Origin of the sequence: Paraburkholderia sp. RAU2J (assembly GCF_003634845.1) — a bacterium.
In the GTDB taxonomy this organism is placed as follows: domain Bacteria; phylum Pseudomonadota; class Gammaproteobacteria; order Burkholderiales; family Burkholderiaceae; genus Paraburkholderia; species Paraburkholderia fynbosensis.
The window spans coordinates 2,426,930-2,453,447 of sequence record NZ_RBXG01000001.1 but is presented as its reverse complement, the minus strand read 5'-3'; the positions used below and the strand labels follow the sequence as shown (position 1 = coordinate 2,453,447).

At 65.3% G+C, this 26,518-nt stretch carries 19 protein-coding genes and 2 pseudogenes; 11 read left to right on the top strand and 10 right to left on the bottom strand.

Going from position 1 to position 26,518, the window contains the following annotated elements:
* The first annotated feature begins 34 nt into the window (after positions 1-34).
* The 4 genes from B0G69_RS11225 to B0G69_RS11210 all read left to right on the top strand — a co-directional run bounded on the left by B0G69_RS11225 (position 35) and on the right by B0G69_RS11210 (position 4,199).
* Positions 35-1,672, top strand: a complete 1,638-nt coding sequence (locus B0G69_RS11225) for an SH3 domain-containing C40 family peptidase (RefSeq protein WP_121316937.1) — start codon at positions 35-37, stop codon at positions 1,670-1,672.
* A 170-nt stretch (positions 1,673-1,842) separates the two neighbouring features.
* The gene (locus tag B0G69_RS11220; protein WP_121316936.1) at positions 1,843-2,316 is read left to right on the top strand and encodes a VOC family protein; all 474 of its coding nucleotides are present in this window, start codon (positions 1,843-1,845) and stop codon (positions 2,314-2,316) included.
* 58 nt (positions 2,317-2,374) lie between these two features.
* On the top strand, positions 2,375-2,851 hold the full coding sequence (locus B0G69_RS11215; RefSeq protein WP_121316935.1) for a VOC family protein: 477 nt from the start codon (positions 2,375-2,377) through the stop codon (positions 2,849-2,851).
* Positions 2,852-2,990: 139 nt separating this feature from the next.
* Positions 2,991-4,199, top strand: a complete 1,209-nt coding sequence (locus B0G69_RS11210; protein ID WP_121316934.1) for an MFS transporter — start codon at positions 2,991-2,993, stop codon at positions 4,197-4,199.
* A gap of 411 nt (positions 4,200-4,610) precedes the next feature.
* Here the strand turns inward: B0G69_RS11210 and B0G69_RS11200 are convergent.
* Positions 4,611-5,129: pseudogene (locus B0G69_RS11200) on the bottom strand (DUF308 domain-containing protein); the annotation flags it as partial.
* 182 nt (positions 5,130-5,311) lie between these two features.
* Positions 5,312-6,235, bottom strand: a complete 924-nt coding sequence (locus B0G69_RS11195; protein ID WP_121316932.1) for a recombination-associated protein RdgC — start codon at positions 6,233-6,235, stop codon at positions 5,312-5,314.
* Between the two features lie 232 nt (positions 6,236-6,467).
* Here B0G69_RS11195 and B0G69_RS41740 point away from each other — a divergent pair.
* Together B0G69_RS41740 and B0G69_RS11185 are read left to right on the top strand one after the other, a co-directional pair.
* A pseudogene (locus B0G69_RS41740) lies at positions 6,468-6,692 on the top strand (ester cyclase); the annotation flags it as partial.
* Between the two features lie 80 nt (positions 6,693-6,772).
* A complete protein-coding gene (locus B0G69_RS11185; protein WP_121316931.1) occupies positions 6,773-7,093 on the top strand; it encodes a hypothetical protein in 321 nt (106 codons plus the stop codon).
* 98 nt (positions 7,094-7,191) lie between these two features.
* Here B0G69_RS11185 and B0G69_RS11180 read toward each other — a convergent pair whose 3' ends face one another.
* The gene (locus tag B0G69_RS11180; protein ID WP_121319316.1) at positions 7,192-8,037 is read right to left on the bottom strand and encodes a glycosyltransferase family A protein; all 846 of its coding nucleotides are present in this window, start codon (positions 8,035-8,037) and stop codon (positions 7,192-7,194) included.
* A 425-nt stretch (positions 8,038-8,462) separates the two neighbouring features.
* Here B0G69_RS11180 and B0G69_RS11175 point away from each other — a divergent pair, with 425 nt between their 5' ends.
* Positions 8,463-9,758, top strand: a complete 1,296-nt coding sequence (locus B0G69_RS11175) for an O-antigen ligase family protein (RefSeq protein ID WP_121316930.1) — start codon at positions 8,463-8,465, stop codon at positions 9,756-9,758.
* Positions 9,759-10,030: 272 nt separating this feature from the next.
* Here B0G69_RS11175 and B0G69_RS11170 read toward each other — a convergent pair whose 3' ends face one another.
* Positions 10,031-11,110, bottom strand: coding sequence for a glycosyltransferase family 4 protein (locus B0G69_RS11170; protein ID WP_241991303.1), 1,080 nt, complete (start codon positions 11,108-11,110; stop codon positions 10,031-10,033).
* Positions 11,111-11,322: 212 nt separating this feature from the next.
* On the opposite strand from B0G69_RS11170, the gene B0G69_RS11165 reads away from it, so the two are divergent.
* Positions 11,323-12,360 (top strand): glycosyltransferase, encoded by a 1,038-nt coding sequence (locus B0G69_RS11165; protein WP_121316929.1) that lies wholly within the window; start codon positions 11,323-11,325, stop codon positions 12,358-12,360.
* A gap of 135 nt (positions 12,361-12,495) precedes the next feature.
* On the opposite strand, the gene msbA is transcribed toward B0G69_RS11165, so the two are convergent.
* The gene (gene msbA, locus B0G69_RS11160; RefSeq protein WP_121316928.1) at positions 12,496-14,298 is read right to left on the bottom strand and encodes a lipid A export permease/ATP-binding protein MsbA; all 1,803 of its coding nucleotides are present in this window, start codon (positions 14,296-14,298) and stop codon (positions 12,496-12,498) included.
* A 313-nt stretch (positions 14,299-14,611) separates the two neighbouring features.
* Between msbA and B0G69_RS11155 the strand changes: the two genes are divergently transcribed.
* Positions 14,612-15,382 carry a glycosyltransferase family 2 protein gene (locus B0G69_RS11155; protein WP_121316927.1) on the top strand — a complete coding sequence of 257 codons (771 nt, stop codon included), beginning with the start codon at positions 14,612-14,614 and terminating at the stop codon, positions 15,380-15,382.
* Positions 15,383-15,470: 88 nt separating this feature from the next.
* Here B0G69_RS11155 and dnaE read toward each other — a convergent pair whose 3' ends face one another.
* Positions 15,471-19,028 (bottom strand): DNA polymerase III subunit alpha, encoded by a 3,558-nt coding sequence (gene dnaE, locus B0G69_RS11150; protein ID WP_121316926.1) that lies wholly within the window; start codon positions 19,026-19,028, stop codon positions 15,471-15,473.
* A gap of 42 nt (positions 19,029-19,070) precedes the next feature.
* The gene (locus B0G69_RS40995) at positions 19,071-19,247 is read right to left on the bottom strand and encodes a hypothetical protein (RefSeq protein ID WP_158608933.1); all 177 of its coding nucleotides are present in this window, start codon (positions 19,245-19,247) and stop codon (positions 19,071-19,073) included.
* A 173-nt stretch (positions 19,248-19,420) separates the two neighbouring features.
* On the opposite strand from B0G69_RS40995, the gene B0G69_RS11145 reads away from it, so the two are divergent.
* Positions 19,421-20,284 (top strand): sulfurtransferase, encoded by an 864-nt coding sequence (locus B0G69_RS11145; RefSeq protein ID WP_121316925.1) that lies wholly within the window; start codon positions 19,421-19,423, stop codon positions 20,282-20,284.
* A gap of 31 nt (positions 20,285-20,315) precedes the next feature.
* Positions 20,316-21,203, top strand: a complete 888-nt coding sequence (gene gluQRS, locus B0G69_RS11140) for a tRNA glutamyl-Q(34) synthetase GluQRS (protein WP_121316924.1) — start codon at positions 20,316-20,318, stop codon at positions 21,201-21,203.
* A 117-nt stretch (positions 21,204-21,320) separates the two neighbouring features.
* Here gluQRS and B0G69_RS11135 read toward each other — a convergent pair whose 3' ends face one another.
* The 3 genes from B0G69_RS11135 to B0G69_RS11120 all read right to left on the bottom strand — a co-directional run bounded on the left by B0G69_RS11135 (position 21,321) and on the right by B0G69_RS11120 (position 26,403).
* On the bottom strand, positions 21,321-22,802 hold the full coding sequence (locus tag B0G69_RS11135) for a DEAD/DEAH box helicase (RefSeq protein ID WP_121319312.1): 1,482 nt from the start codon (positions 22,800-22,802) through the stop codon (positions 21,321-21,323).
* A 394-nt stretch (positions 22,803-23,196) separates the two neighbouring features.
* Positions 23,197-24,633, bottom strand: a complete 1,437-nt coding sequence (locus B0G69_RS11125) for an aldehyde dehydrogenase family protein (RefSeq protein ID WP_121316923.1) — start codon at positions 24,631-24,633, stop codon at positions 23,197-23,199.
* A 117-nt stretch (positions 24,634-24,750) separates the two neighbouring features.
* Complete coding sequence (locus B0G69_RS11120) at positions 24,751-26,403, bottom strand: acetolactate synthase large subunit (RefSeq protein WP_121316922.1); 1,653 nt, start codon at positions 26,401-26,403, stop codon at positions 24,751-24,753.
* Positions 26,404-26,518: the final 115 nt, after the last annotated feature.

Below are 26,518 nucleotides of genomic sequence, written 5' to 3'. Positions count from 1 at the left end.
TCATCGTGTCCTTCGATCCTCCACGCCGAGCCCCATGTCCGTTGCCGTCCTGTCCCGCTTCGCCGCTTCATGGCCGAACGCGTGCCGCGCCGCCGCGCTGTGCGCCGCTCTCACGACGCTCGCCGCATGCAGCACCCCGCCGCCGCGCGCCGCGCACGCACCGGTCGATACCGTTACGCTGTTTCCGCTCGCCGGTTACGACCAGGACGTCGATCACTGGCTCAAACCGGACGACGCAGGCTATGACCAGCCGTTCCTCAGCGCGGCGGATCAGCAGGCGCATTTCAAGGCGCTCTACGCGCGCTACTTCGGCACCGGCGCGAACGCAGCATCGCCGTGGAATCCGGCGTACGTAAGCACGCGCGTGTATCGACAGCAGGGCGTGGACATTGCGGCATTGCAGCAGCGCCGCATCGCCAGATTCGACAACACCGGCAGGAGCGGCGCTGCGCTCGGCTATGGCGAGAACTTCCGCCCGCACGACAAGGCATGGATCGAGGCGATCGCACAGAACATGAACGTCGGGCAGTTCACGCAAGCGCCGGCCTATCAACCCGGGCGCCGTGCAATTGCCACCACCAACCTGATGGTGCGCGAACTGCCGACCACCGATCCCTCGTTCTACGACCATCGTCTGGCCGGCGAAGGCTATCCGTTCGACAACCTGCAGATTTCGGCCACGCGACCGGGCACGCCGCTGTATGTGCTGGGCAGCAGCGTCGACGGCGCGTGGCATTACGTGCAGACGCCCGACGTCCAGGGCTGGGTGCGTAGCGACGGCGTCGCGATGGCCGACGACCACTTCATCGACGCATGGCGCGCCGCGGCCGGCAAATCGCTCGGCGCGGTGACGCTCGCATCGGCGCCCGTGCGCGACAGCCGCGGCATGTTCCGCTTCGACGCGCCGGCGGGCACGATGTTGCCGTTGCTGCCGTCGTCGTCCTCCTCGCCGGCGCGAATCGAGCGGCAAACGTCCGCCGACGGAACGATCAGCGAGACCGGCAACCAGGCCGCGAGTGTCACCTCGCCCCCCGCGATGCGCGAAGTGCTCGTCCCGGTCCGCGATGCCGATGGCCGCGCACTCATCCGCACCGCCACGCTGAGCGAAGCGCAAATCGCACCCATGCCGCTCGCCGCCACACCGCGCCATCTGGCGATGCTGATGAAGACGCTGATCGGGCGCCCGTATGGCTGGGGCAACAGCGGGCTCTACAACGACTGTTCGTCGGAACTGCAAAGCATCTTCGCCGCATTCGGCGTGTGGCTGCCGCGCCATTCGTCGACGCAGATGAGCGCGGGGCACATGATCGACCTGTCCGCCTCCACGCCTGCGCAGCGGCTCGACTATCTCGCCCGGCACGGCGAGCCATTTCGCACGCTGATCTACATCGGCGGCCACGTGATGTTGTACATCGGCAATACGGCGCGCGACGGCGTCACGGTGCCGGTCGTCTATCAGGACGTGTGGGGCTTGCGGCCGGCCGACAACAGCCGGCGCGCGGTGATCGGCGGCTCGGTGATCCTGCCGCTCTTCGAGCACATCCCCGAGGACGCCACGTTGCAATCGCTAGCGGCCACGCGCACGTTCCAGATCAGCATTCTCGGCACGCCGGACGCCGTTCTGCCACCGCCGTCATCCGTGCCGCCGGATGAAGACAATCCGGCCGGTTGAATGGCTTCTGACGGGTTCTGGCGGGTTCCGGCGCAACTCGCGGCCCCACCCCGAAAATATTTTTTCCGGAGTGTCGATTCAACCGCCCTGGACTCGTCGTAACGTTGAAGACCTGGCGCACGCAGCCAGTCTTTCAACTCGCGAACCTGTTACTTCAAGGAGTCACCGTCATGACCAGCGCCGCCGTCAAACCGATCCCCGACGGGATGCACTCGCTCACCCCGTATCTGATCTGCGCCAACGCCGCGGAAGCCATCGCGTTCTACACGAAGGCCTTCAACGCCGTCGAACAGTTCCGCCTGCCGGGGCCGGGCGGCAAGGTGATGCACGCCTGCCTGAAGATCGGCGACTCCATGCTGATGCTGACCGACGAGTGGCCCGACCATCAGGCATTCGGCCCGAATACGCTCAAGGGCACGCCGGTCACGATTCACCACTACGTGCAGGACGTCGACGCCAGCTTCAACCAGGCCGTCGAGGCCGGCGCGACCGTCCTGATGCCGGTCGCCGACATGTTCTGGGGTGACCGCTACGGCCAGTTGCAGGACCCGTTCGGCCATCGCTGGTCGCTCGCCACGCACACCCGCGATCTGAGCGCGGAAGAAATCCAGCAGGCCATGGCCACGATGAAATGCGACGGCTGACGCGTCAGTAAAGCGAAAGCAGCGCAAGCCCGATCCGCCTGGCAGGAGGAGAACCGTCATGCAAAAGATAGCGCCGTGCCTGTGGTTCGACGGCAATGCGGAAGACGCGGCCCGCTTCTATACGTCCGTGTTTTCCGCTTCGCGCATCGCCACCACGATGCATTACACGGACGCCGGACCGGGCCCGGAGGGCGACGTGCTGGTCGTCACGTTCGAGATCGAAGGCCAGGAGTTCATGGCCCTGAACGGCGGCGCGCAATTTCCGTTCACCCCGGCGATTTCGCTGTTCGTGCATTGCAGTTCGCAGGCGGAGGTCGATCACTACTGGTCGAAGCTCCTCGACGGCGGTAAGCCGTGGCAATGCGGCTGGCTGCAGGACCGCTTCGGCGTGTCGTGGCAGATCGTGCCCGATGCGCTCGGCGATATGCTGCGCGATCCGGACACCGCGAAAGCAAGCCGCGTGATGAAAGCGATGATGCAAATGGTCAAGCTGGATGTCGCGCAACTGGAGCATGCGTATCGCGGTACAGCGTAAGCAGTCCTCGCGCCGCCCACCGGCCACGTCACACCGCCCACGCGGTGTTGCGGCCGACGGGCGGCGCGGCTCGCTGCGCGACTGGCGCAGTCATCTTTGATAGCATCGGTGTCGACCCATAAACGACGGAACATCCACGGTGCGCGTCAATCATCAGGCTTTCTTCTGCTCGCTGTTTGTCGCGCGTCTCGCCGATCAGATTCTGCTGTTTCTCGTTCCGCTCGTCGTGTTCCAGACGACGCGCCAGGTCTCGTGGTCGGGCCTCGCGTTCTTCATCGAAACGCTGCCGCGTTACCTCGTGTTCCCTTTCTTCGGCGCGCTGTGCGACCGCATTGCGCCGCTCAGACTGATGCGAGTCAGTCAGACCGTGCGGGCCCTGACGTGCTTCGGCGGCGTGCTCGCGTACCTGCTGTTTGGCGGGATCGGCTGGCTGATCGCGCTCTCGGCGATCTGCGGCGTGTTGACGAGCCAAGGGCTGGTGGCACGCGAGGTGATGCTGCCGCAAATCTTCAGCACACAGCAGTTTCAACGCGTGCTCGCCTACTCGCAACTCGCCGACCAGTTGGGCTTCGTCCTCGGCCCGATGCTGGCCGCGCTGCTGCTCGGCTGGTGGCGTTGGGAATGGGTGGTCGGCGCCACCGGCGTGCTTTTCGCCGCCGCCGATGGCGCGCTGCTGCTGTGGCGGCGCACGAGCGGCTTCGAGCCCGGTCATCCGCCGCCCGGTCTCGCGGGCCACTGGACCCGGCCGCTGCGCATCGCGCTGCGCCATGTGCTGGTGTTGCCGGGTCTGAAGAAGCTCGTGCTGCTCGCAGCCGCCGAAAACCTCGTGATCGGCGTGACGCTCGCCACGTCGGCCGCGATGGTGACCGGCTATCACGCGCAATCGAACCACTACTATGCCGCGCTGCAATCGGCCGGCGCGGTCGCCACGGTGCTGATCCTGTTGACCATCGCGCGAACCGCATGGCCGGCGAGGATGCTCGGCCGGGTCGCGTTCGCGGCGATCTGCGCGGGTGGCGTGATCGCCGGTGCGAGTGCCGCGCCCCGCGGTTACGCGCTCGGCTTCCTGCTGATCGTCGGCTTCGACAAGATGTTCAACGTCTACATTCGCGGCGCGCGCCAGCGGATCATTCCGCCGGAGGACTACGGCAAGACGACCGGCGTGGTGATCCTGCTGAACAACCTGACGCAGCCGCTCGCCGGTCTGCTGGTTGGTGTGTTCTCGGCGCGCACGCAAACCGGACCGTTGATCCTCACGCTGTCGCTGGCGATGGGCGGCATCGGCGCGGCGGTGTCGCTCGGCTCTTCGTTGCTGCGACGCAAGCGCGCGCTGGCACTGGGTGAATGACGCGCATTCCAATTAATGGCATGCGCAGCGACGCAATCGACACGTATTTAATTCACGAATTTTATTCGGACTATTCAGCATTTATCTGGGCGGCAGCACGCCGCGCTCCATGACGAGCGGCGCCAACCGGTTGCAGTCCGGCCTGTATCAGGACGCCGCGCATTCGCTCGCCTGGGGGTCGAGCGCGCTCGGCACGACTCCGATTTCGTTGACGCTCGACAAACCATTGACCGGCTCGAGCGCATCGGCGACGGTGAATTTCTACGGTCTCGTCACCGCCAACGTCAGCACCACTTATTCGCAGACCCTGAGCCAAACCTCGCTGAACTTCGGCTTCTTCCTGCTGATCGCGCCGGGCTGCGCCGCACTGACGACGAGCGCCGGCAGCTTCGGTTTCACGGCCAGCGCGACCGGGTTCGACGCGAGACGCCGTGCACGTGTGCTCAGCAGAATCAGATTCCAGCCGCCGAACATCAGCCCGAGGCCGAGACAGTACGGCACGGTGCCCACGTAGTGCGTCGGGAACGGTTGGAAGAAGAAAATCGCCAGCGCGATTTCGAGGCTGCCGCCGATGATCGCGAGCCGCCATGTGCGATAGCGGACCACCCGCGCCGAGACGATCTGCAGCAAGCCGTCGGCCAGAAACAGCATGCCGAAGATCATCGACAGAATGAAATGGCCGTGGTGGTGGCCGGCGAGAATCAGCGCTGCGGCAAAGCTGAACGCAAAGCCCTTCACGTAGCGCAGCGTGCGTTGCCCGCCCATGCCGGTCCACGCGACGGCCAGCGTGCAGAGTCCTTCGAGCAGCAGCAGTATCGCGAACGGCGTGATCGGAAAATAGAGCGCGTTATCGAGCGCGTCGATGAATATCACCACGCCGAGCAGGGCACTCAGCCAGCCGATGATCCAAAACGATCGCCAGCGAAGCAGGCACGCTGCGCGAGATCACAGCCGGACTGATTCGCGAGCTTGTCGCGCACCGCCCTGCAGCGCGACGGCCCGAGCGTGAAGACCCGATTGGACCACGCCGGATTCAGATACCGCTGATCCAACGGGTCGATGCCAGCGCGTCAACCCACGACGCGCCGGTCCTTGCCGAACCACCAGGCGGATCAGGCCGCCGCAGCCTGCGGGAGCGCGTCGCCCTGCTCACCGCCCAATGCGTCGAGCAGATCGGTCAACAGGCGGTCGAGTTCGGCGGTCATCAGCGTGACGTCGGAATCGAAACGCTCGTCGTCGTTCTGCGCGGTCGGGTCGCTCGCTTCCTTCAGCACGTCGAGCGGCGCGATGCGCTTGATCGTCAGCGAAGGCGTCAGCACGAACGACACGCGGTCGTTCCACGTCATCGCGAGGCGCATGCACTGCTTGCCCGCTTCGATATGGCGGCGCATATCTTCGGTATCCAAAGTATGTCCGACGTAGCGTACGGTGGCGTTGCCTTCAGTGGGCGAGCGCAGCTCGGTGTCCTGGTCGAGCGTGAAGCCCGCCGGGCCTTCGCCGCAGAGGAGCCATCCGGTCATCGCCGCGACCGGCGACTGCGTGACGCGCACCGTGCCGAGCGGCAGTTGATCGATCGACTTCACCAGCAGACCGCGCACTTCGTCGGCGACCGTTTGTGAAGCCGCGTCGATCACGAGCCAGCCGTTCTTGCAGTCGATCCACACGCGCGTGTCGCGGCGAATGCTGAACGCGCGCGGCAGCAGTTCGTCGGTGACCTGCTCCTTCAGTTCGCGCATCTGCTTGCGGCCGGGTTTGAAGCCCTGCTGTTCCTCGAGTTCGAGCGCGCGCGCCTTGGTCACCTGCGTGACGACCGACGCGGGCAGGAGTTTCTTTTCGGTGCGGAACACCAGCAGCATCTGGCCGTTGAGCGCGTACACCAGCGAATCGTTGTCGCGCGGCGACGCCCAGCCGTGGCTTTGCATCTCGACGCTATTGCCGGGGGCAAACGCGTGCGGCGCGAGCCACTTCTGCATCTGTTCGGGGGTGACGGACCACGGAGCGGGAAGACGGTGCAACTGAAGGTTTTTGAACCACATGGGCGAGGTCGTTTCCGGGCAAAGCGCGCCATTCTATATGACGGACGCACGCGGGCGTCGGGGCGGACCCGCTTGATCCGGCCAGGATTTTCAAATTGAAAGTGGAAATCCTTTTGACCGTCAGGCCGATTATTAAATCGTGGTGGTCAGCCGGAGCATCTGTTTCATCCACTTACACTTCTCTGGAGCACCCATGTCCATCTCACCGGTTTCGTGCCTCCTTCGTCACGTCATGCTGGCCATCGGACTCGCCGCCACCCTGAGCGCTTACGCCGCGAGCGATGCCGCCCTGCCCGCGCCGCACCACTTCGCCGTCGATGCCGCATCAGCGCAAAACAATGCCGTTGCGCAGGCCGCGCGCCGCTACGCCGCGTTCTGGAACACCGGCGACGAAGCCTGCGCGAAGCTCGCGCTGTCGCCGGCGTTCATCGACCGCACGTTGCCGGACGGCCGGGTTTTGCCGTATCCGTCTTCGAGCGCGTTTCGCTCGCGGATCACCTAGACTTTTTGGTAGACACGACGAAGACGGAGGCGGCCATGGCCGATGAAACCGCACCCTGGCAAATGGTGGAATACGAGGGCTTCGAAATACACGTGGCGCCGCTGCCAAAGACCCCGCCCGACGAAACCAGGCCGTCAGCCGCGGCTGATAACCGCTACACGTATGTCGGCTATGTCTGTCATCCGGGCGCCGATCCGGCGATTCCCGGCCATGCCGTGCCGTTCCATGCGGACGGCGAGGAGAGCTTCGCCAGCAAGGACGACGCGCTCTTCGAAGGGATGCATGTGGGACGCAGCATCGTCGACGGCACGCATCCGGATCTGACGGTGTTGCCGCTGGTGACGGGCGGCGTGTGACGGACTGGCCGTAGCGGCGTGGACTGCTGCGGGCCGACGCCTAGCCCGCGAGGTTCGGGCGCGCGTCTGAGTGCCCGCTCACGCACGACAAGACGCCGTCAGCTGAACGCCCGCTTGATCCGCGATTTCAACAGCGCGCGGCGCAGGCGCCCGGTGCGCTCGGGCTCGCTCACCGCCGCGCCGCCCTCGACAGCCGTGCCGCGCCGCAGATAGTAGCGGTCGAACGTGGCTTGGGTCATGCCCCACTTGTTCAGGAACTGACGGCGCCCGTCGTTCTTGACGACCTTGCCGGTGCTCTTCTGCTGGAAGTGATACACGAGACTGTCGCCGACGCCGAGGAAGACGCGGCAGCCGGCGTCCCACAATTTCATCGAAAAGTCGTTGTCGCTGCTCATGCCGGGACTCAATTCGCTGCTATAGCCACCCACCTTGTGCCACCAGTCGCGATGCACGAGCGTCGGCGGCCATGTCGCGCCGCGCCAGTCGGCGCGCGCCATGCCGGGCGCGGCGGCGACCAGTTCGTCGGCGCGGAAAGTCTCCACGTCGCGGCCGAAGTTGCGCACCACCACGCACGGATTGCCGGAATCGACCGGCTCGACCATCGTGCCGGACAGCATGAACAGGTTGTCGGCGGGCATCTGGGCGAGGCGTTTGACGAGCGCGTCGTCCCAGCCGGGGCAGCAATACATGTCGTCGTTCATGTAGACGATGTAATCGTGTGTCGCGCGCGCCGCGGCGATATTCACCGCGTGGCAGATGCCGATGTTGCCGGGCGACGCGGTATGTTCGATGCCCTCGTCGCGCACCCAGGCGAGCGTGCCGTCCGAACCGTCGTTGACGTGCACGATGATCTGATGCGCGTGCGTCGAATGACGCCGCAGGCTCTCGATCACGAGGCGCAGGTAAGGCAGGTTGTTCCAGGTCGGGATGATGATTGAGAACATCGATTCGGTCCGTTGAGCCGGGTGCGGGCACGACATGCGCCGCGCGCCGGCCATGAGTTTCGCGGGATTGTACCGCCGCGGCGCGCCCGTACGACAAATAGCCGGGCGCCGGCCGCCGGGCCGCGGCCACGTGGGGCCGCTTACGCCGAGCGCAGAGCGCTGCGCGCAAGCTCACGCAGACCGCCACGCCAATCGCCACAAGTGCCGCGCCGCCTTGCGCTCGCGCCCTTTACCCGCCGATTTCCTGCGCCGTGTCGTGGGCCCGCCTTGCCGCACCTTTCCGCGTGCAAACTGCAAGCATTTTGCAAGGAGGGGCACGGTTATAATCCCGTTCGCTCTACCGTCTTGAAAAACGTCTCTCAATGGTCCGGCTCCCCCTGCAACTCCACCACCGGAACGGTAGTGTTCATACAAATCGTTGCCCTATGATTTTTGCTTCCAGTCTGGTCTGGCTCTGCACAGCCCTGCTGTTTCTCGCGCCCGCGGTCAATCTGATGTGGCGCGGCGGCACCGGCTACTGCTTTTTCGCAATTCTCGCGCTGGCGCTCGGCGCCGCCGTCGTCAACCGGCGCATGCCGGGCTATTTTTCGGCGCTGCGCACCTATCGCTGGTTCACCATCGGCATGCTGGCGCTAGTCGTCGCGGTCGCCGCGCAGCAATTGCTATTCGGCTACTGGCTGCCCCGGCAATTCGACGCGCTGTCGCGCTTCGTGCTCGCGCTGCCGATCTTCCTGCTGCTGCGGCAATTGCCATCGCGCAATCTGCGCATGATCGGCTGGGGCTGCGCGGCCGGCGCGCTGGCGGTCGGGCTCTGGGGGATCATCGATCAGCCCCCTGGCGGCTGGACCGATGCGAATCGTCTGAATAATTCCTACACGAACGCGATTCCGTTCGGCGATACCGCGCTGCTGCTCGCTTTCCTGTCGGTCTTCACGCTCGGCTGGGACAAGCCGCGCGACTGGCGCGTGCTGGTGCCGCGTGTGCTCGCGCTGGTGGCGGGCGGCTATGCGTCGTATCTGTCGGGCACGCGTGGCGGCTGGCTGGCCGTGCCCGTGTTCGTGGTGCTGCTCGGCATGCAGTACCAGTGGTTTGCGCACAAGAAGCGTCTGCTGATCGCGACGCTGGCGATCGTGCTCGTGGCCGGCACGCTACTGTCGACCGAGCGCATCCAGAAGCGCCTGAGCGAAGTGTCGACCGACGTCTCGATGATGCACAAGGGCGAGGATTACACCTCGGTGGGTCTGCGCCTGCAGTTGTGGAACGCGTCGCGGCTGATTTTCATGCATCACCCGGTATACGGCGTCGGCAAGGGACATCTGGCCGAAGAGCTAGGCGTGATGGCGCGGCGCGGCGAAGTGAAGGCCGAGATCGTCAACGAGCGCGCCCATAGCGACTTTTTCTCGGCGCTCGCCGAGATGGGCGCGATCGGCGTGGCGGGCCTGCTGCTGTTCTACTATGGGATCTCGGTCTATTTCTGGCGGCATCGGCATTCGGCCGACCCGGCGATCCGCGCGGCCTCTTACGCGGGCCTCGCGGTCGCCACCAGCACTGTGATTTTCGGGCTGACCATCGACGTGCTCGTGCCGATCATGGTCACGGTGCTGCTCGCGTTGCTGGTCGCCACGCTGCTCGCGGTGGTCGATGCAAGAAAGCGCGAACTGCAGAGCGCGCTGGCGCCGGCCTTACATGCGGCTCGCCGCGCTGGCGGCGTCAAGGTCTGAAGGCGGACGGGGTTTCGTGAGCGGGCGCCCGGCGGGGCCCGGGCCGGCTTGCTCCCACCTCTGCCGATCCGGCGTTTTCCCGCACCCGCGCCTGCACGCTGGCCGCGCCCGCCTTCGGCGCGAGGCGTGCCTCAGAGGCATCAAGGCCCGAGGTCGTGCGTGAGTCGCGCCAGCGGGCGCCCGGCGGATTCGGACCGGCTTGCTCCCCTTACCGCCAATTCGGCGTGCTCCCGCGCCCGTCGCTGGCCCAGCCGCACATCAGCTGATCAGTTTCACCGCGTGAACAGCTCATAAAGCGCGGCAACATGCGCATCGACGCTCGGGTCGTACACCAGACTCTCGAGCGGCCGCGCGATCCGCGCGCCGCCTGCGCGCACCCGCTCCACCGCCTGTCCGATCGCGCGCTCGAAACTCCCGCCAGACTGCCTCGAGAACGCGATCTTCGCCGCGCCGGTGACGGTCTCCGCCGAGCCGACGTTGTCCGCGATCACGAGCGGCGTGCCGCACATCACCGACTCGACGCCGACGAGACCGAACGGCTCGTACGCCGACGCGACGACCGTGAAGTCGGCGGCCGCGAACAGCTTCTCGATCTCCTTGCTGTAGCCGACGTAGCGAATCGTCTCACTGGTCTTAGGCACCGGCCGGCCGGCGACGACAAGGCACACCGGCAACGTGGTCCGCGTGAAAAACGCCTCCAGCAGCGGATAGCCTTTGCGCTCGTGACTGGTCGACGAGAACACGAAGATCACACGGTCTTCAGGCAAGTCGAGCTGGCGGCGCACCGCCGCGCGGGCTTCGTCGGTGAGCGGCTGGAAGCGCGCGGTGTCGACCGGCGGATAGATGACGTCGATACGCTGCGCCGCCACGCCGTAAAAGTGCTGCAGCTCGCGGCTCATCAGTTGCGAATGCGCGATGATCGACCGCGCCTGCGTGTAGACGCGCCGCTCCATGTCGATCTGCCACTCATCGCTGCGGCGCGCGCTGCGCCCGGCGGCTTCAAGCGAGCCCGGATGCGTGCCGCCGCACAACGCCACATCGGCTTGGGTAGAGTGATTGATCGAAAACACGCAGGCGGGGCGGTGCCGTTTGAGCCGCTGCTTCAGCCGCCAGTCGAACGCGAGATTGCGCAGCTTGCGCGGCGCCCAGCGCACGTTCAGCGGCTGCGCGTCGATCCATGCCGCTTCGGGCAGGCTTCGGTCGATTTCGCGGGCGAACAGCGTCGGACGCAAGCCCATCCGATGCAGGCCGGCGATCACGTCGCGCGTATAGCGTTCGGCGCCGCCGCTGTTTTTCAGCGCCTGGGTGGTCAGCGCGATGTCGGTGAGTGGGCGGCGGGTCGGGTCGGACAAGGATCGGATCTCGGTGAAGGGCGCACGCGGCGCACATGCGGTGTCAGGCGGGTTGCACACGGGCATGGACACGCAGCGCCACGCGGGCCGGTTGGTCGTAAGCAGCGGCAATTGTAAAGGATGCCTGCCGCGGCGCTGCGGATCGAAGCCGCAATCCCGCAGCCGCGTCTGCACCGATTAAAATCTAGCCCAATCGCAACCGCTCCCACTCCATGACCGATAGCCTGCCGCCTCACCCGTCCCCCGCGGCGCCCCACGCCACGCCGGGCACCGAACGCCCGCTGGTCACGATGCTGCTGATCGCCTACAACCAGGCCGGACAGATCGGCGATGCCGTGCGCAGCGCGCTCGCGCAGACCTATCAGCCGCTCGAAATCATCATCTCGGACGACGCGTCCAGCGACGCGACCTTTACTGCGATCGAAGCGGCGCTCGCCGGCTACCACGGTCCGCATCGGGTGATCACGCGGCGCAACGCGGCCAACCAGGGCATCAGCGCGCACCTGTCGCAAATCGCGCAACTGGCGCACGGAGAGCTGCTGTTCGTCGCCGCGGGCGACGACATGTCGGCGTCGACCCGCTGCGAGCGGGTGGTCGACTTCTGGCTCGCGCACGAGCGCCGCCCCGATCTGATCGCCACCGACCTCGCCGACATGGACGAGGCAGGCCAGCTTCACGAGCGGCTGAGCCCTACCGAACTCGACGCCTATCGCAGTTTCGACGACTGGCTGGCGGGCCGCCCATGGCTGATCGGCGCGGCGCACACCTGGTCGCGGCGGCTGTTCGAGCGCTTCGGGCCGATGCTGCCGGGCGCCGCGGCCGAAGATCAGATCATGGTGCTGCGCGCTATCCTGTCGGGCGGCGCCATGAGCCTGCGCGAGCCGCTGGTGCGCTACCGGCGCGGCGGGCTGTCGCGCAAACGCCGCTATGGTTCGGTGGATGAGCTGATCGCGCGGATACGCCAGAGCAATCGTTACGGACTGGCGGAACTGGCGCAGTTGCAGCGCGACGCCGGGGTGGCCGGGGTGGGCGAACGCATGCGCGCGGCGATGGCGCCCAAGCTCGCGCGTGAGCAGTTCATCCACGCGATGTTCGAGGCAGGCAGTCTCGGCGAGCGCATCGGTTTGCTGATGCGCAGTGCCGGCGTGAAGCTCGGGCTGCGCATTCGGATGTTTCTGTATGCGAGCTGTCCGGCGGTGTACGCGCCGGGCATCTGGCTCAAGCGCGTGGTGCGCAAAGACCGTCGCTGAAATCGCGCGTTGCAATTGCGGTGCGCCGCGCGACGGACGATGCCGGCCGAAATGTGAAAAGTATTTCCCCGTTCAACGGGGCGATGAAGACGCGACGCTCAGCCACCAGACCGGGCGTCGCTCGAACCGGTCTGATCAGGCCGCGTTCTGCTGGAACTGGATGCGGTGCAGATGCGCATACAGCCCATCCTGCTTCAGCAACTCACGATGGCTGCCGCGCTCGACGATGCGCCCTGCTTCCAACACGAGAATCCGGTCGGCGCGTTCGATTGTCGACAGACGGTGCGCAATGACCAGCGTCGTGCGGCCCTTCATCAACGTTTCCAGCGCGGACTGCACGTGGCGCTCGGATTCGGAATCGAGCGCGGAAGTGGCTTCGTCGAGAATCAGGATCGGCGCGTCCTTGTAGATCGCGCGCGCAATCGCCAGACGCTGCCGCTGGCCGCCCGAGAGCATCATGCCGTTGTCGCCGACCAGGGTCTCGATGCCGTTCGGCATCGCCTCGACGGTGTCCCACAGGTTGGCCGCGCGCAGCGCCGCCCTGACCTTCTGCGCATCGGCAGTCTGGCCGTACGCGACGTTGTTGGCGACCGTGTCGTTGAACAGCACCACGTCCTGGCTCACCATCGCGATCTGGCCGCGCAGCGCGTGCAGATCGTATTCCGGCAGCGGCACCCCGTCGACCAGAATCTGGCCGCCGGTCGGATCGAAAAAGCGCGGCAGCAGATTCACCAGCGTGGTCTTGCCGCTGCCCGACGGCCCCGCGAGCGCGACCATTTCGCCCGGCGCTACCTTGAACGACACGTGATCGAGCGTGTGGCGTTTATGCGTGGCGCTCGTGCCGTTGGTGCTGTAATTGAACGACACATCGCGGAACTCCACCTCGCCGCGCGCGCGCTGGAGCGGCTTGCCGCCGCCTTCCGGCTCGGAGGGCTCGTCGATCAGACCGAAGATCAGCTCGCAGGCCGTCATGCCGCGCTGCAGCGGCTGGTTCACGTCCATCAGATGCTTGAGCGGCGAAATGATCAGCAGCATCGACGTGACGAACGCGACGAAGCCGCCCACCGTGGTCTGGTCCGACGACGACTGCACCACCGCGATCGTAATCACGACGGCGAGCGCGATCGACGCGAGGAACTGCGTCAACGGCTGTGCGAGACCACCGGACACCGTCATGCGCATCGCGTAGCCGCGCAAGCGCTTGCTCATCGTCGTGAAGCGGTCGATCTCGTACTGCTCGCCGTTATGCACCTTGACGACCTTGTAGCCGCCGACCGTCTCTTCGACGATGTACGACAGCTCGTTGGTCAGCAACTGATGTTCGCGGTTCAGGCGCCGCAGACGGCGATTGATCTTGCCGACCAGCCAGCCGATCCCCGGCAGCAGCACCGCGACGATCAGCGTCAGTCGCCAGTTCAGATAGAACAGATAGCCGAGCAGGAAGATCACCGTCAGCGAGTCGCGCACGAGCGTCACCATCACGCTCAGCAGCACGTTGAGAATCTGGTTCACCTCGAACACGATCGCGTTGATCACCGTGCTCGCGGTTTCGCGCTGGAAAAACGCAACGCTCGTGTGGATCATCCGGTTGAACATCTTCAGACGCAGGTCGAGCAGGATCTTGTTCGACACGTATGCGAGCAGATAGCCGGACGCGTATTGCGACACGCCGCGAATGAGCGCGAGGCCGATCACCGCGACCGGCACGAACCACTTGGCGCTGTCGCTCGCGTGCGCGCCGAAGCCTTTGTCCAGCAGGGGTTTGAGCAAGGCGGGGATGGCGGCGTCGGTGCCGGCGCTGACGGCCATCGCGACGATCGCGCCGACCACCACCCACAGCAGCGGCTTGATGTACGGCCACAGGCGCCGGAAGACGACGGCCGGCGACGACGCCTCACCTGAACCGATGGGTTTGCTTAACGTTGGCTTCGCGCTCAAGGAATCCTCTGTGAATGCGGGACAGCAACCGCGCAGCGCACCGGACGGGCGTTGCGCGGTTATCAAAAAAGAGCATTGTAATCGGTTGGGGGTGGAGGCCGGGGGGAGTGGATGGGTTTGGGGTGTGGTGGCCATTGGACGTGACAACTGGCAAAGCCAGGCGCGCGACGGCCGACGCTCCACGCGCCGCGCCCAGCGCTTGGGTGTGGGGCCGGATGAGCGAGGCTGTGTATACTCGCGAGACTCGTTTGCGCCACTAGCCTCCATCATTCCGCGTTCCTCGCCACTCGAACCCAGCCCACGCAACTCAGGTATGCAAGAAACCACCCTCGGCGTCGCCATCATCACCCGAAACGCGGCGGGGCGGCTGGCCGAATGCCTGCAAGCCGTGGCCTTTGCCGATCAGATCGTCGTGATCGACGGCGGCAGCACCGACGGCACCGCCGACATCGCCCGCGCGCACGGCGCCCGCGTGATCGAACAGACCGACTGGCCCGGCTTCGGTGCGCAAAAGAACCGCGCGGTCGACGCGCTCAGCACGAGCTGGATTCTGTCGATCGACGCCGACGAGATCGTCTCGCCGGAACTGGGCGTGGCGATCCGCGCGGCGCTCATCGCACCCACCGCCGACGTCTACGCGGTGGACCGGCTGTCGAGTTTTTGCGGCCACTGGATACATCACAGCGGCTGGTATCCGGACTGGATTCCGCGTCTGTTCAAACGCGGGGCCGCGCGTTTCTCCGACGACCTCGTGCACGAGCGACTCGTGTTCGACACGCCCGCGCAACGTCTGACCGGCAAGCTGATGCACTACTCGTACGAGGACTTCGAAGGCGTGCTGCGCAAGCTCGACGCGTATTCGACGGCGGGCGCGCAGCAACGTCACGCGGCGGGGCAACGCGGCAGCTTCGGCAAGGCGCTCGGGCGCGGCGCGTGGGCGTTCTTGCGTACCTATCTGCTGCGGCGCGGTTTTCTGGATGGCCGCGCCGGCTTCATGATCGCGGTGTTCAACGCGGAGACGGTTTACTACCGGTTTTTGAAGCTGGCGCGTTTGAGCGAAGAGACGCGGCGCGGCAGGGGGTGAAGGAAAGGCGGCGCGGGGTAATGGCGCTCAATGCGGACCGGCGTCTGTCCGCCCGAACTGCGCGGACCGCGCGGACTCAACCCGGACCTCAATAAACGATCTCGATCGAGCTTCCCGCAAACTCGCCACGCAACGCGGCGAGCAGTTCGTCAGTCGGCTTCACACGCCAGGCATCGCCCAGACGCATTTCACCTTGCGCATTTTCGCTGCGATAAACCACCTGTACAGCCAGGCCGTTCGGGATCTGCACCGCCTGACGCTGACGGCCATTGTCGTTGCCATAACCGCCGCCGTTGCCGCGCGATGATGCTGCCGGCGCGGGAGCCGCCTGCGGCTCGTCCTTGCCGGCGCTATGCGCTTCGAGCACGCGGCGCAACGCCAGCGCATCCGCATTGCCGTTCATCTGCACCTTCACGGCTTCCGCGTAACGGCAGCGCGCGCGGCCCAGGTCCATGACCGTGTCGACGGTAAAGCGGATGCCGCCCGTGAACGCGTCGTTACGCGCCTGGCCTTGCACCACCAGCAGTTCGTCTTCCTTGAAGAGTTGCTTGTGCGCTTCGAAGGTCTCGTTGAAGACCGTCACTTCGCACTGGCCGGTGCCGTCGTCGAGCAGCGCGATCAGCATCTTGCCGCGCTGGGTCATCTGCGTGCGCAGCGACGCGATGACACCCGCGACCAGCTTGTCGCGCCCTTCCTTCAAGTCGCCGATCTTCTGGCGCACGAAGCGGCGCACTTCGTCCTTGTACGCGTCGAACAGGTGGCCCGACAGGTAAAAGCCGAGCGCGGCCTTCTCTTCCTGGAGTTTCTTCTTTTCCGGCCATTCCGGCTCGTCGACCAGTTCGTGACCCTGCGACGGCGCGTCGCCCATGTCGAACAGACCCGCCTGCAACGCATTGGCGCTCGCCTGCTCGGCCGCTTCCATCGCGAGCGAGACCGACGCGATCAGTTGCGCGCGATTCGCATGCAAGGTGTCGAACGCGCCCGCGCGAATCAACGCTTCAATGGTACGGCGATTGACGATACGGCGATCGACCCGGTTGCAGAAATCGAAGATGTCGATGAACGGCCCTTCTTCGCGCGCGCGCAGGATCTCTTCGATCGCGTTCTGGCCGCTGCCCTTGATCGCGCCCAGCCCATAACGGATTGTTTTCGAGCGCTTGCCGTCGGCTTGCGCGACCGGTTCGAAGCGATACGCGGACAGATTCACGTCCGGCGGCAACACGGCCATCTTGTTCGTCAGACAGTCTTCGAACAGGATCTTGACCTTGTCGGTATCGTCCATGGCGAGCGACATATTCGCCGCCATGAATTCCGCCGGATGGTGCGCCTTCAGCCACGCGGTGTAGTACGCAAGCAGCGCATACGCGGCAGCGTGCGACTTGTTGAAGCCGTAGCCCGCGAATTTCTCCATCAAGTCGAAGATTTCGTCGGCCTTCTCGGCGGTGAGCCCGTTCTTCGCAGCGCCCTGGCGGAACAGTTCGCGATGCTCGGCCATTTCCTCGGCCTTCTTCTTACCCATCGCGCGACGCAGCAAGTCGGCGCCGCCCAGCGAATAGCCGCCGATGATCTGCGCCATCTGCATCACCTGCTCCTGGTAGACCATGATGCCGTAGGTCTCTTTCAGAACAGATTCGACGCGCGGATCCGGATACTCGACCACTTCGCGGCCGTGCTTACGCGCGCAGAAGCTCGGGATCAGGTCCATCGGGCCGGGACGGTACAACGCGACCAGCGCGATGATGTCCTCGAAGCGGTCGGGCTGCGCGTCTTTCAGCATGCCCTGCATGCCGCGGCTTTCCAGCTGGAACACCGCGACCGTATTCGCTTTCTTGAGAACCGAGAACGACGCCGGATCGTCGAGCGGCACCTGGCCGAGCGACCAGTCCTGCTTCGACGGATCGAGCCGGCGGATATAGCGCTCGGCCCAGTCGAGAATCGTCAGCGTGGTCAAGCCCAGAAAGTCGAACTTCACGAGGCCGACCGCTTCGACGTCGTCCTTGTCGTACTGGCTGACGACGCCGCTTTCGTCGCCCTGTGTGTAGAGCGGGCAGAAATCGGTCAGCTTGCCGGGGGCGATCAGCACGCCGCCCGCGTGCATGCCGACGTTACGCGTCAAGCCTTCGACGCGCTGCGCGAGTTCGATCAGCTGGTGCACTTCGTCTTCGTTGTCGAAGCGCTCCTGCAACAGCGGCTCTTCCTTCATCGCGTCGGCGATCGTGACGTGCTTGCCCGGCTTGAACGGAATCAGCTTGGCGATCCCGTCGGTGAACATGTAGCCGAGATCGAGCACCCGGCCGATATCGCGCACCGCCGCTTTCGCGGCCATCGTGCCGAACGTCGCGATCTGCGACACGGCGTCCGCGCCGTATTTCTCCTTCACGTACTGGATCACACGATCGCGGCCGTGCTGGCAGAAGTCGATGTCGAAGTCGGGCATCGACACCCGCTCCGGATTCAGGAAACGCTCGAACAGCAGGTTGTAGCGCAGCGGGTCGAGATCGGTCACGCCGAGCGCGTAGGCGACCAGCGAACCTGCGCCCGAGCCCCGGCCCGGCCCGACCGGCACGCCGTTGTTCTTCGCCCAGTTGATGAAGTCCGCGACGATCAGGAAATAGCCCGGAAAGCCCATCTTGATGATCGTGCCGCACTCGAATTCGAGGCGCTGGTAGTAGGTTTCGCGCTGCGCGGCACGCTCGGCCTCGTCCGGGTACAACTGTTCGAGACGCTTTTCGAGGCCCTCTTTCGACAGCTGCACGAGATAGTCGTCGAGCGACATGCCATCGGGCGTCGGGAACAGCGGCAGCTTCGGCTTGCCGAGTTCGAGCGTGAGATTGCAACGCTTTGCGATCTCGACGGTGTTGGCGAGCGCCGACGGAATATCCGCGAACAGCGCGGCCATTTCCTCCTGCGTGCGGAAATACTGCTCGGCCGTGAAGCGCTTCGGGCGGCGCGGATTCGCGAGAATGTCGCCCTCGGAAATACATACGCGCGCTTCGTGCGCAGTGAAGTCGTCGGGCGTCATGAACTGCATCGGATGCGTGGCGACCACCGGCAATTTCAGCGATGCCGCGAGCGCAACCGCCTGCTGCACGTATTGCTCGCCGCCCGGCTGGCCGCAACGCTGCAACTCGATGTAAAAGCCTCCCGGGAACACCTTCGCCCAATGCAGCGCGTTGCGCTTCGCCGCTTCCTCGTTGCCGGCCGCAAGCGCGAGGCCGACGTCGCCATGCTGTGCGCCCGACAACGCGAGCAGCCCAGCGCCCAGCCCGGATTCGAGCCAGCCGGCTTCGAGTTCCGCGCGGCCGCGATACTGGTTCGTGAGCGATGCCTTGCTGAGCAGTTCGCACAGATTCAGATAGCCGCGCCGGTCCTTGACCAGCAGCAGCAAACGGGAAGGCTTGTCGCGGTCGTCCGGATTGGTGATCCAGACGTCGCAGCCGGCAATGGGTTTGACCCCTTTGCCGCGGGCTTCCTTGTAGAAACGGACGAGGCCGAACGCGTTGCCGAGATCGGTCAGGGCGAGCGCGCCCTGGCCGTCTTTGGCCGCGGCCTTGACGACGTCGTCAAGACGCACGATGCCATCGGCAATCGAGAATTCGGAGTGAACGCGGAGATGAACGAAGCGGGGATCTGACATGGGCGACATTGTAACTCCACCCTTCCGCCGTGTTCAGCGCAAAACCACGCGTTAGCCGTCCGGCTTAAGACGCGAACGCGGCAGCGCCACGGCGCGGGCGTTTCGCAGCATGACGCGCCGCTTCAGCGGCAGGCTCGACATGCGGTGACGACAGGAGACGGCACCACGCGGCACCACGCGGCACCACAAATTGCCGGCCGATTTGAGCTGGCGCAATCGGCTGGCCATTCGGCAGAGTCCGGGGAAACGCCGGGTTGAGGGATAATAGCGGTTTCGCCCTTTTCGACGTGGCCGCGACACCCTGGCTTCGCCCACCTGTTCCGGGCCCCACGCGGCGGCTCATCGCCCCCCGCGCTTCGCCACGCCGGCCACTTCATACCGCTGCTTACCGCTGAACACACATGAGTATCGTCAATCTCGCCGCATATCATTTCGCGACCATCGAAGACACCGCCGCCTGGCGCCCGCTCGTCACTGAACGCTGCAACGCGCTCGGCCTGCGCGGCACCGTTCTGCTCGCGCCGGAAGGCATCAACCTGTTCGTCGCCGGCGCGCGCGAACACACCGACGCCTTCATCGACTACATCCGTCACGATGCGCTGTTCGAGGGCAAGTTCGCGAACCTGCAATTCAAGGAAAGCCTGTCGGACAAGCAGCCGTTCACGCGCATGCTGGTCAAGCTCAAGCGCGAAATCATCACGATGAAGAAACCGGCGATCCGTCCGGAACTCGGCCGCGCGCCGTTCGTCGACGCCCCCACGCTGAAGGCCTGGCTGGACCGCGGTCACGACGATGAGGGCCGCCCGGTGGTGATGCTCGACACGCGCAACGCATTCGAAGTGGACGTCGGCACGTTCGACGACGCGCTCGACTACCGCATTACGAAATTCAGCGAGTTTCCCGAGGTGATCGAGAACAATCGCGCCGATCTCGAAGGCAAGACGGTGGTGTCGTTCTGCACCGGCGGGATTCGCTGCGAGAAGGCCGCGATCCACATGAAGGAAGTCGGCATCGAGAACGTGTACCAGCTCGAAGGCGGCATCCTCAAGTACTTCGAGGAAGTGGGCGGCGCGCATTATCACGGCGACTGCTTCGTGTTCGATTACCGCACCGCGCTGAATCCGCAATTGCAGCCTACCGCGACCGCGCAATGCTTCGGCTGCCGCGCCGTGGTCACGCCCGAAGCGCAGCAATCGCCGCTGTACGTTGCAGGCAAGAGCTGCCCGGCGTGTCATCCGGACAGCAAGGCGGCGCGCGCGGCGTGATGGTGGCGGCGCACGAGAACGCCACCCGGCCATGACCTATCGCGGACGCTTTGCACCGTCGCCTACCGGGCCGCTGCATTTCGGCTCGCTGGTCAGCGCGCTGGCAAGCTGGCTCGACGCCCGCGCGCATGAGGGCACCTGGCTCGTGCGGATCGAAGACGTCGACCGGCCGCGCACCGTGCCGGGCGCCGCCGACGACATTCTCGCGACCCTCGCGCGCTTCGGCATGCAGGCCGACGAGGCACCCATCTGGCAAAGCCGGCGCACGGCGCGCTACGAGCAGGCGCTGGAGCAGCTGAAGCCGACCGGTCTGATCTATCCGTGCGGCTGCACGCGCAAGGAAATCGCCGACTCGCTGCTGCACGCGCACGCGCGCAACACCACCCTCGCGTACCCCGGCACCTGCCGTCACGGTCTGAACGGCAAACCGGCGCGCGCCTGGCGGCTACGCGTGCCTGACGGCGCTGCTGCCGTGATCGCGTTCGACGATCGCTGGCAGGGCGAGCAGACGCAAAACCTCGCCACCGAAGTCGGCGACTTCGTCCTGAAGCGCGCGGACGACCAATGGGCGTATCAGCTGGCGGTGGTGGTCGACGATGCGGACGCGGGCATCACGCACGTCGTACGCGGCGTGGATCTGATGGATTCGACGGCGCGGCAGATTTATCTGCAACGCTGTCTCGGTGTGTCGACGCCGCGGTATCTGCATGTGCCCGTCGTGACGAACGAACTCGGCGAAAAGTTGAGCAAGCAGAATGGCGCCACCGCGCTCGACAGCGACAGGCCGCTCGAATCGCTCAGCGCCGCGGCGCGCCATCTGGGACTCGGCGATCTGAACGGCCAGGCCCACACGACGCTGGAGGGCTTCTATGCCGCCGCCACCACGGCATGGGCCCGGCGAATGGGCGTCACAAAATAAAAAGCGCTTCGCAGTTGAAACCGCGAAGCGCTTGAAATGCTTGAGACGTTTAAACCACCGAAGCGTCTGAAGAACCTTGCAAGGCGTCGAAAAGGCGCTAACCCTTCCGCGCCAGCATCACGACGACGAGGTCGACTTCCTCGGCATCCCAAACCCGCCCAGCAATGCCGCCAACGGCTGCTTCGAGCCCGACTTCTGCGGCGCGGCCGTTGCTGCCGCTTCTTCGATCTTGCGCAGCGAAGACGGCGACGGCTCATACGGCTTGAGGAAAAAGTCATCCACCGGCTGCGCGCGATGGTGATGCGGCCGGTCGAACGAGCCCGATGACGGCGCGCCCGTACGACGGCGGCTGCCGCGCTCGTCGCGACCCTCACGGCCATCGCCGCTGCGCTCGCGGCGCGGCGCGCGCTCTTCGTGGTGATGACGCACCGGCGCTGCAACGGTCAGGCGTTGCACATCGAGAGGCCGCTTGATCAGCTTCTCGATATCGGCAAGCTGCTTGCGCTCGTTCGGGCTGCACAGCGACAGCGCGTCGCCCGACGCCCCGGCACGCCCGGTACGGCCGATCCGGTGCACGTAATCTTCCGCGTTGAACGGCAGGTCGAAGTTGATCACTGCGGGCAGTTCAACGATATCCAGCCCGCGCGCGGCGACGTCGGTCGCCACCAGCGCTTCGATCTCGCCGCGCTTGAACGCGTCGAGCGCCTGCATACGCTCGTTCTGCGAGCGGTCGCCGTGAATCGCGGTCGCCACCACGCCGTCGCGTTCGAGGCTGCGCGCCAGCCGGCTCGCGCCGATCTTGCTGTTGCAGAACACGAGCACCTGCTTGAGGCTGCGCTCGCGGATCAGTTGCACGACCGCGCCGGTCTTGTCGCCCTCGGCGACTTCGTAGACGACCTGCGTGACGTTGGTCGCGGTCGAGTTGCTGCGCGCGACTTCGATAGTCTGCGGGTTGCGCAGATACGTGGCCGCGAGCTTCTTGATTTCGCCCGAGAAGGTGGCCGAGAACAGCAGCGTCTGACGTTCCTTCGGCAGCAGGTTCAGGATGCGCTGCAGGTCCGGCAGGAAGCCCATGTCGAGCATCCGGTCGGCTTCGTCGAGCACGAGGATCTGCACCTGGCCCAGGTTGGCGGTTTTCTGCTGCACGTGATCGAGCAGACGGCCCGGCGTGGCGATCAGGATTTCGACGCCGCGGCGCAGTTGCTCGGACTGCGGATTCATATCCACGCCGCCGAACACCACGGCGCTGCGCAGCGCCGTGTGCTTCGCATATGACTGCACGTTGGCGGCGACCTGGTCGGCGAGTTCGCGAGTCGGCGTGAGGATCAGCGCGCGCACCGGATGGCGTGCGGGCGATGCGCTCGTGCTCGCCTGCGGCAGCAGCCGCTGGATGATCGGCAGCGAGAAGCTCGCGGTCTTGCCGGTGCCGGTCTGCGCGGCGCCCATCACGTCACGGCCGGCCAGCACGACGGGAATCGCCTGCGCCTGGATCGGCGTTGGCGTGGTGTAGCCCGATTCTTTGACGGCTTTCAGGATGTCGGGCGCGAGACCGAATTGATCAAAAGTCGCAGTGCTGGGCGTGACGGCTGTGTCGGACATGGTGGCTTTCGCTAAAAATGCGCTTGGCGCGGTGCGCGCGGCAGCGGTCGAAACCGCAGAGGGCATCAGGATGAAGGCGGAGCCACGGCGTTCCGCACGGGACCCGTCAGTGCTTCGGGAAAACTGCGGCCGGCTCCGGCCGGCGGAAACACCCGCCGGAAAGGCCGGTATTGTAGCACTTCAGCAAAAACACTCATGGCGCATGTGGCGGCTTTCTGCTTACGTCGCCGAAAGCTCGTCGCGAGGGCTCGTCGCGCGAGCGCCGGCGGATCGCCGCCGGGCGGCCGCCCGCCTCGCTCGCGAGCGTAGTGCGCGCAGGCGACAATTGCGTGACAGGAGAGGCGTGCGCGACCGGTGCCTGCCCTACCCCGCTCACTCCCCAGCGCCACGCCCCTCACCACGTCTCGCGCATCACCATCAAACGCATCTCCGTCATATCTTCGATCGCGTAGCGCACGCCTTCGCGCCCCAGCCCCGAATCCTTCACGCCGCCATACGGCATGTTGTCGACCCGGAACGACGGCACGTCGTTGATCACCACACCGCCGACTTCCAGCGCGTCCCACGCGCGATGCGCGTGCGCGAGCGAATCGGTGAACACGCCCGCTTGCAGACCGAAGTCGCTGTCGTTGACCGTCGCGAGGGCGGCCTCGAAATCGTCGAAGCGCTCCAGGATCGCGACCGGACCGAAGGCTTCCTTGCGGTACAGATCGGTGCCGCGCTTCACGCCTTCGAGCAGCGTGGCCTCGAACATCGCGCCGTCGACCTTGCCGCCCGCGACGATTGTCGCGCCCGCCTGCACCGCGCCGTCCATCCAGCCAGCGAGGCGTTTGGACTCCGATTCGGAGATCATCGGCCCGACGAAGGTCTTTTCGTCTTTCGGATCGCCCATCACCAGCGACTTCGTTTTCGCGATCAGCTTCTCACGCAGCGCGTCGTACACCTTCGCGTGCACCAGAATCCGCTGCACGCCGATGCAGCTCTGCCCCGACTGATAGAACGCGCCGAACGCGAGCCGCTCGACCACGTAGTCGAGCTTGCCGCCCTGATCGCCGTCGACGATCGCGGCCGCGTTGCCGCCCAACTCCAGAATCACTTTCTTCTTGCCGGCCTTCGCCTTGAGATCCCATCCCACCGCCGGCGAACCGGTGAACGAGAGCAGCTTGAAACGCTCGTCGGTAGTGAACAGATCGGCGCCATCGCGATGCGCGGGAAGGATCGAGAACGCGCCTTTGGGCAGATCGGTTTCCGCGAGAATCTCGCCCATGATCAGCGCGCCGACCGGTGTACGGCTCGCCGGCTTCAGCACGAACGGCACGCCCGCGGCAATCGCCGGCGCAACCTTGTGCGCGGTCAGGTTCAACGGAAAATTGAACGGCGAGATGAACGAGCACGGCCCGATCGGCACGCGCTTCACGTAGCCGTGATAGCCCTTCGCGCGCGGTGAAATCTCCAGATTGACGATCTCGCCGTCGATCCGCACGCTTTCCTCGGCAGCCACCTTGAACGTGTCGATCAGGCGCGTGACCTCGCCTTTCGAATCGTTGATCGGCTTGCCCGCCTCGATGCACAGCGCGAGCGCCAGTTCGTCATAACGTTCGCGAAAGCGCTTCACGCAGTGTTCGAGCACCGCCTGACGCTTGAACGGCGGGAACGCGCGCATGGCGGGCATCGCATCGACGGCGTGGCCGATCGCCTTGTCGATCGCTGCCGCGTCGGCCATCGCGACGCGGGTCGCCACTTCGCCGCTGAATTTATCGGTGACTTCGAGATCGGTGTTGGCCGCCACCGCCTCGTTGGCGAGGTAGTACGGGTAAGTCTTCTTCAACATGACGCGTTCTCCTTGATCCGATGCCTGACGGCAGCAGGAAGCTGCAAGAGCAGTGTCAGTAGTAGCGGCGGCACCGCGCGCAAGCGCCATGCCGCCCGCTTCCGGTTCAGACGAAACTCACAGTTGCGCGGACAGCCGCTTGATCTCGCGGTTGAGCACGCGCTCGTTGTCCGAGTAGTCGATCGGCACATCGATCACGTGCACGCCGGGCGTCACGAAACATTCGCGCAGCAACGGCGCGAACTCCGCGGCCGATTCGATCCGATGCCCCTTCGCGCCATAGCTCTGCGCATAGGCGACGAAATCCGGATTGGCGAGCGTCATGCCGTAGTCGGGGAAATTCATGTTCTCCTGCTTCCAGCGGATCATCCCGAACGCGTCGTCGCGCAGGATCAGGATCACCAGATCGAGCTTCAGACGCACCGCCGTTTCCAGTTCCTGCGAATTCATCAGGAAGCCGCCGTCACCGCACACGGCCATGACCTTGCGATCCGGGTGCACGATCCTCGTGGCGATTGCCGACGGCAAGCCCGCGCCCATCGACGCGAGCGCGTTGTCGAGCAGCAGCGAATTCGGTTCATGCGCGCGGTAGTAGCGGGCGAACCAGATCTTGTACATGCCGTTGTCGAGACACACGATGCCGTCCACCGGCGTGGTCTCGTACACGTCGTTGACGATCCGCACCGGGTACATCGGGAAGCGGTCGTCGTGCTGACCTTTGACCAGGTGCGCCTCGAAGTGCTGCTTGATCTCCTTGAAGCGCGTGAAGTCCCAATGCTCCTGACGCTCCTTGAGGCTTTCCTTCAACTGCCACACCGCGTTGGCGATGTCGCCGACCACTTCGATCTGCGGGAAATACACCGTGTCGACTTCCGCGCCGAGAAAGTTGACGTGAATCACCGTCTTCTCGCCCGCTTCGCCGCTGCGCATGAAGAAAGGCGGCTTCTCGATCACGTCGTGGCCCACGTTGATGATGCAGTCCGCGTGCTCGATCGCGCGGTGCACGAAGTCGCCGTCGGACAGCGTCGCATTGCCGAGCCACATCGGATGCGATTCGTCGATCACGCCCTTGCCCATCTGCGTGGTGAAGAACGGTATGCCGATCTGGTCGACGAACTCGCGCAGCATCTTCGTGGTGGTCTTGCGGTTGCCGCCCGCGCCGATCATCAGCAACGGATGCTTCGCGCCGATGATCGCCTCGACCGCGCGCGCCACCGCTTTTTCCTCGGCGACGGGGCGGCGGCTGAAGCTCTTCGGGATCGGCTTGCCGTCGCCCTCTTCGTGCGCGACGTCTTCGGGCAATTCGAGGTGCGTGGCGCCGGGCCGCTCTTCCTCGGCCTGCCGGACCGCCTCGCGCACCGCCGCCGGAATGTTGCTGATCGACACGATCTGCCGCGTGTACTTGGTGAGCGGCTCCATCATCCGGACCACGTCGACGATCTGGAAATGGCCCTGCTTGCTCGACTTGATCGGCTTTTGTCCGGTGACCATCAGCATCGGCATGCCGCCCAGCTGCGCATACGCCGCGGCGGTCACGAAGTTGGTCGCGCCGGGGCCGAGCGTGGCGAGACATACGCCGGTGCGGCCGGTGAGGCGTCCATAAGTGGCGGCCATGAAGCCGGCCGCCTGTTCGTGGCGCGTGAGGATCAGACGGATTTTCGAGCGGCGCAGCGATTCGAGCAGATCGAGATTTTCTTCACCGGGGATGCCGAACACATACTCGACACCTTCGGCTTCCAACGATTTGACGAACAGGTCCGATGCTTTCATTGAGGTCTCGCTTGATGATACGGACGCGGGCCGTGAGCCCAACCCTCGGGCTCCGGAAACGGACGATCGAAGACGACGACGGCCGCGCAGACAGCGCGCGGCATGGCACGACGGC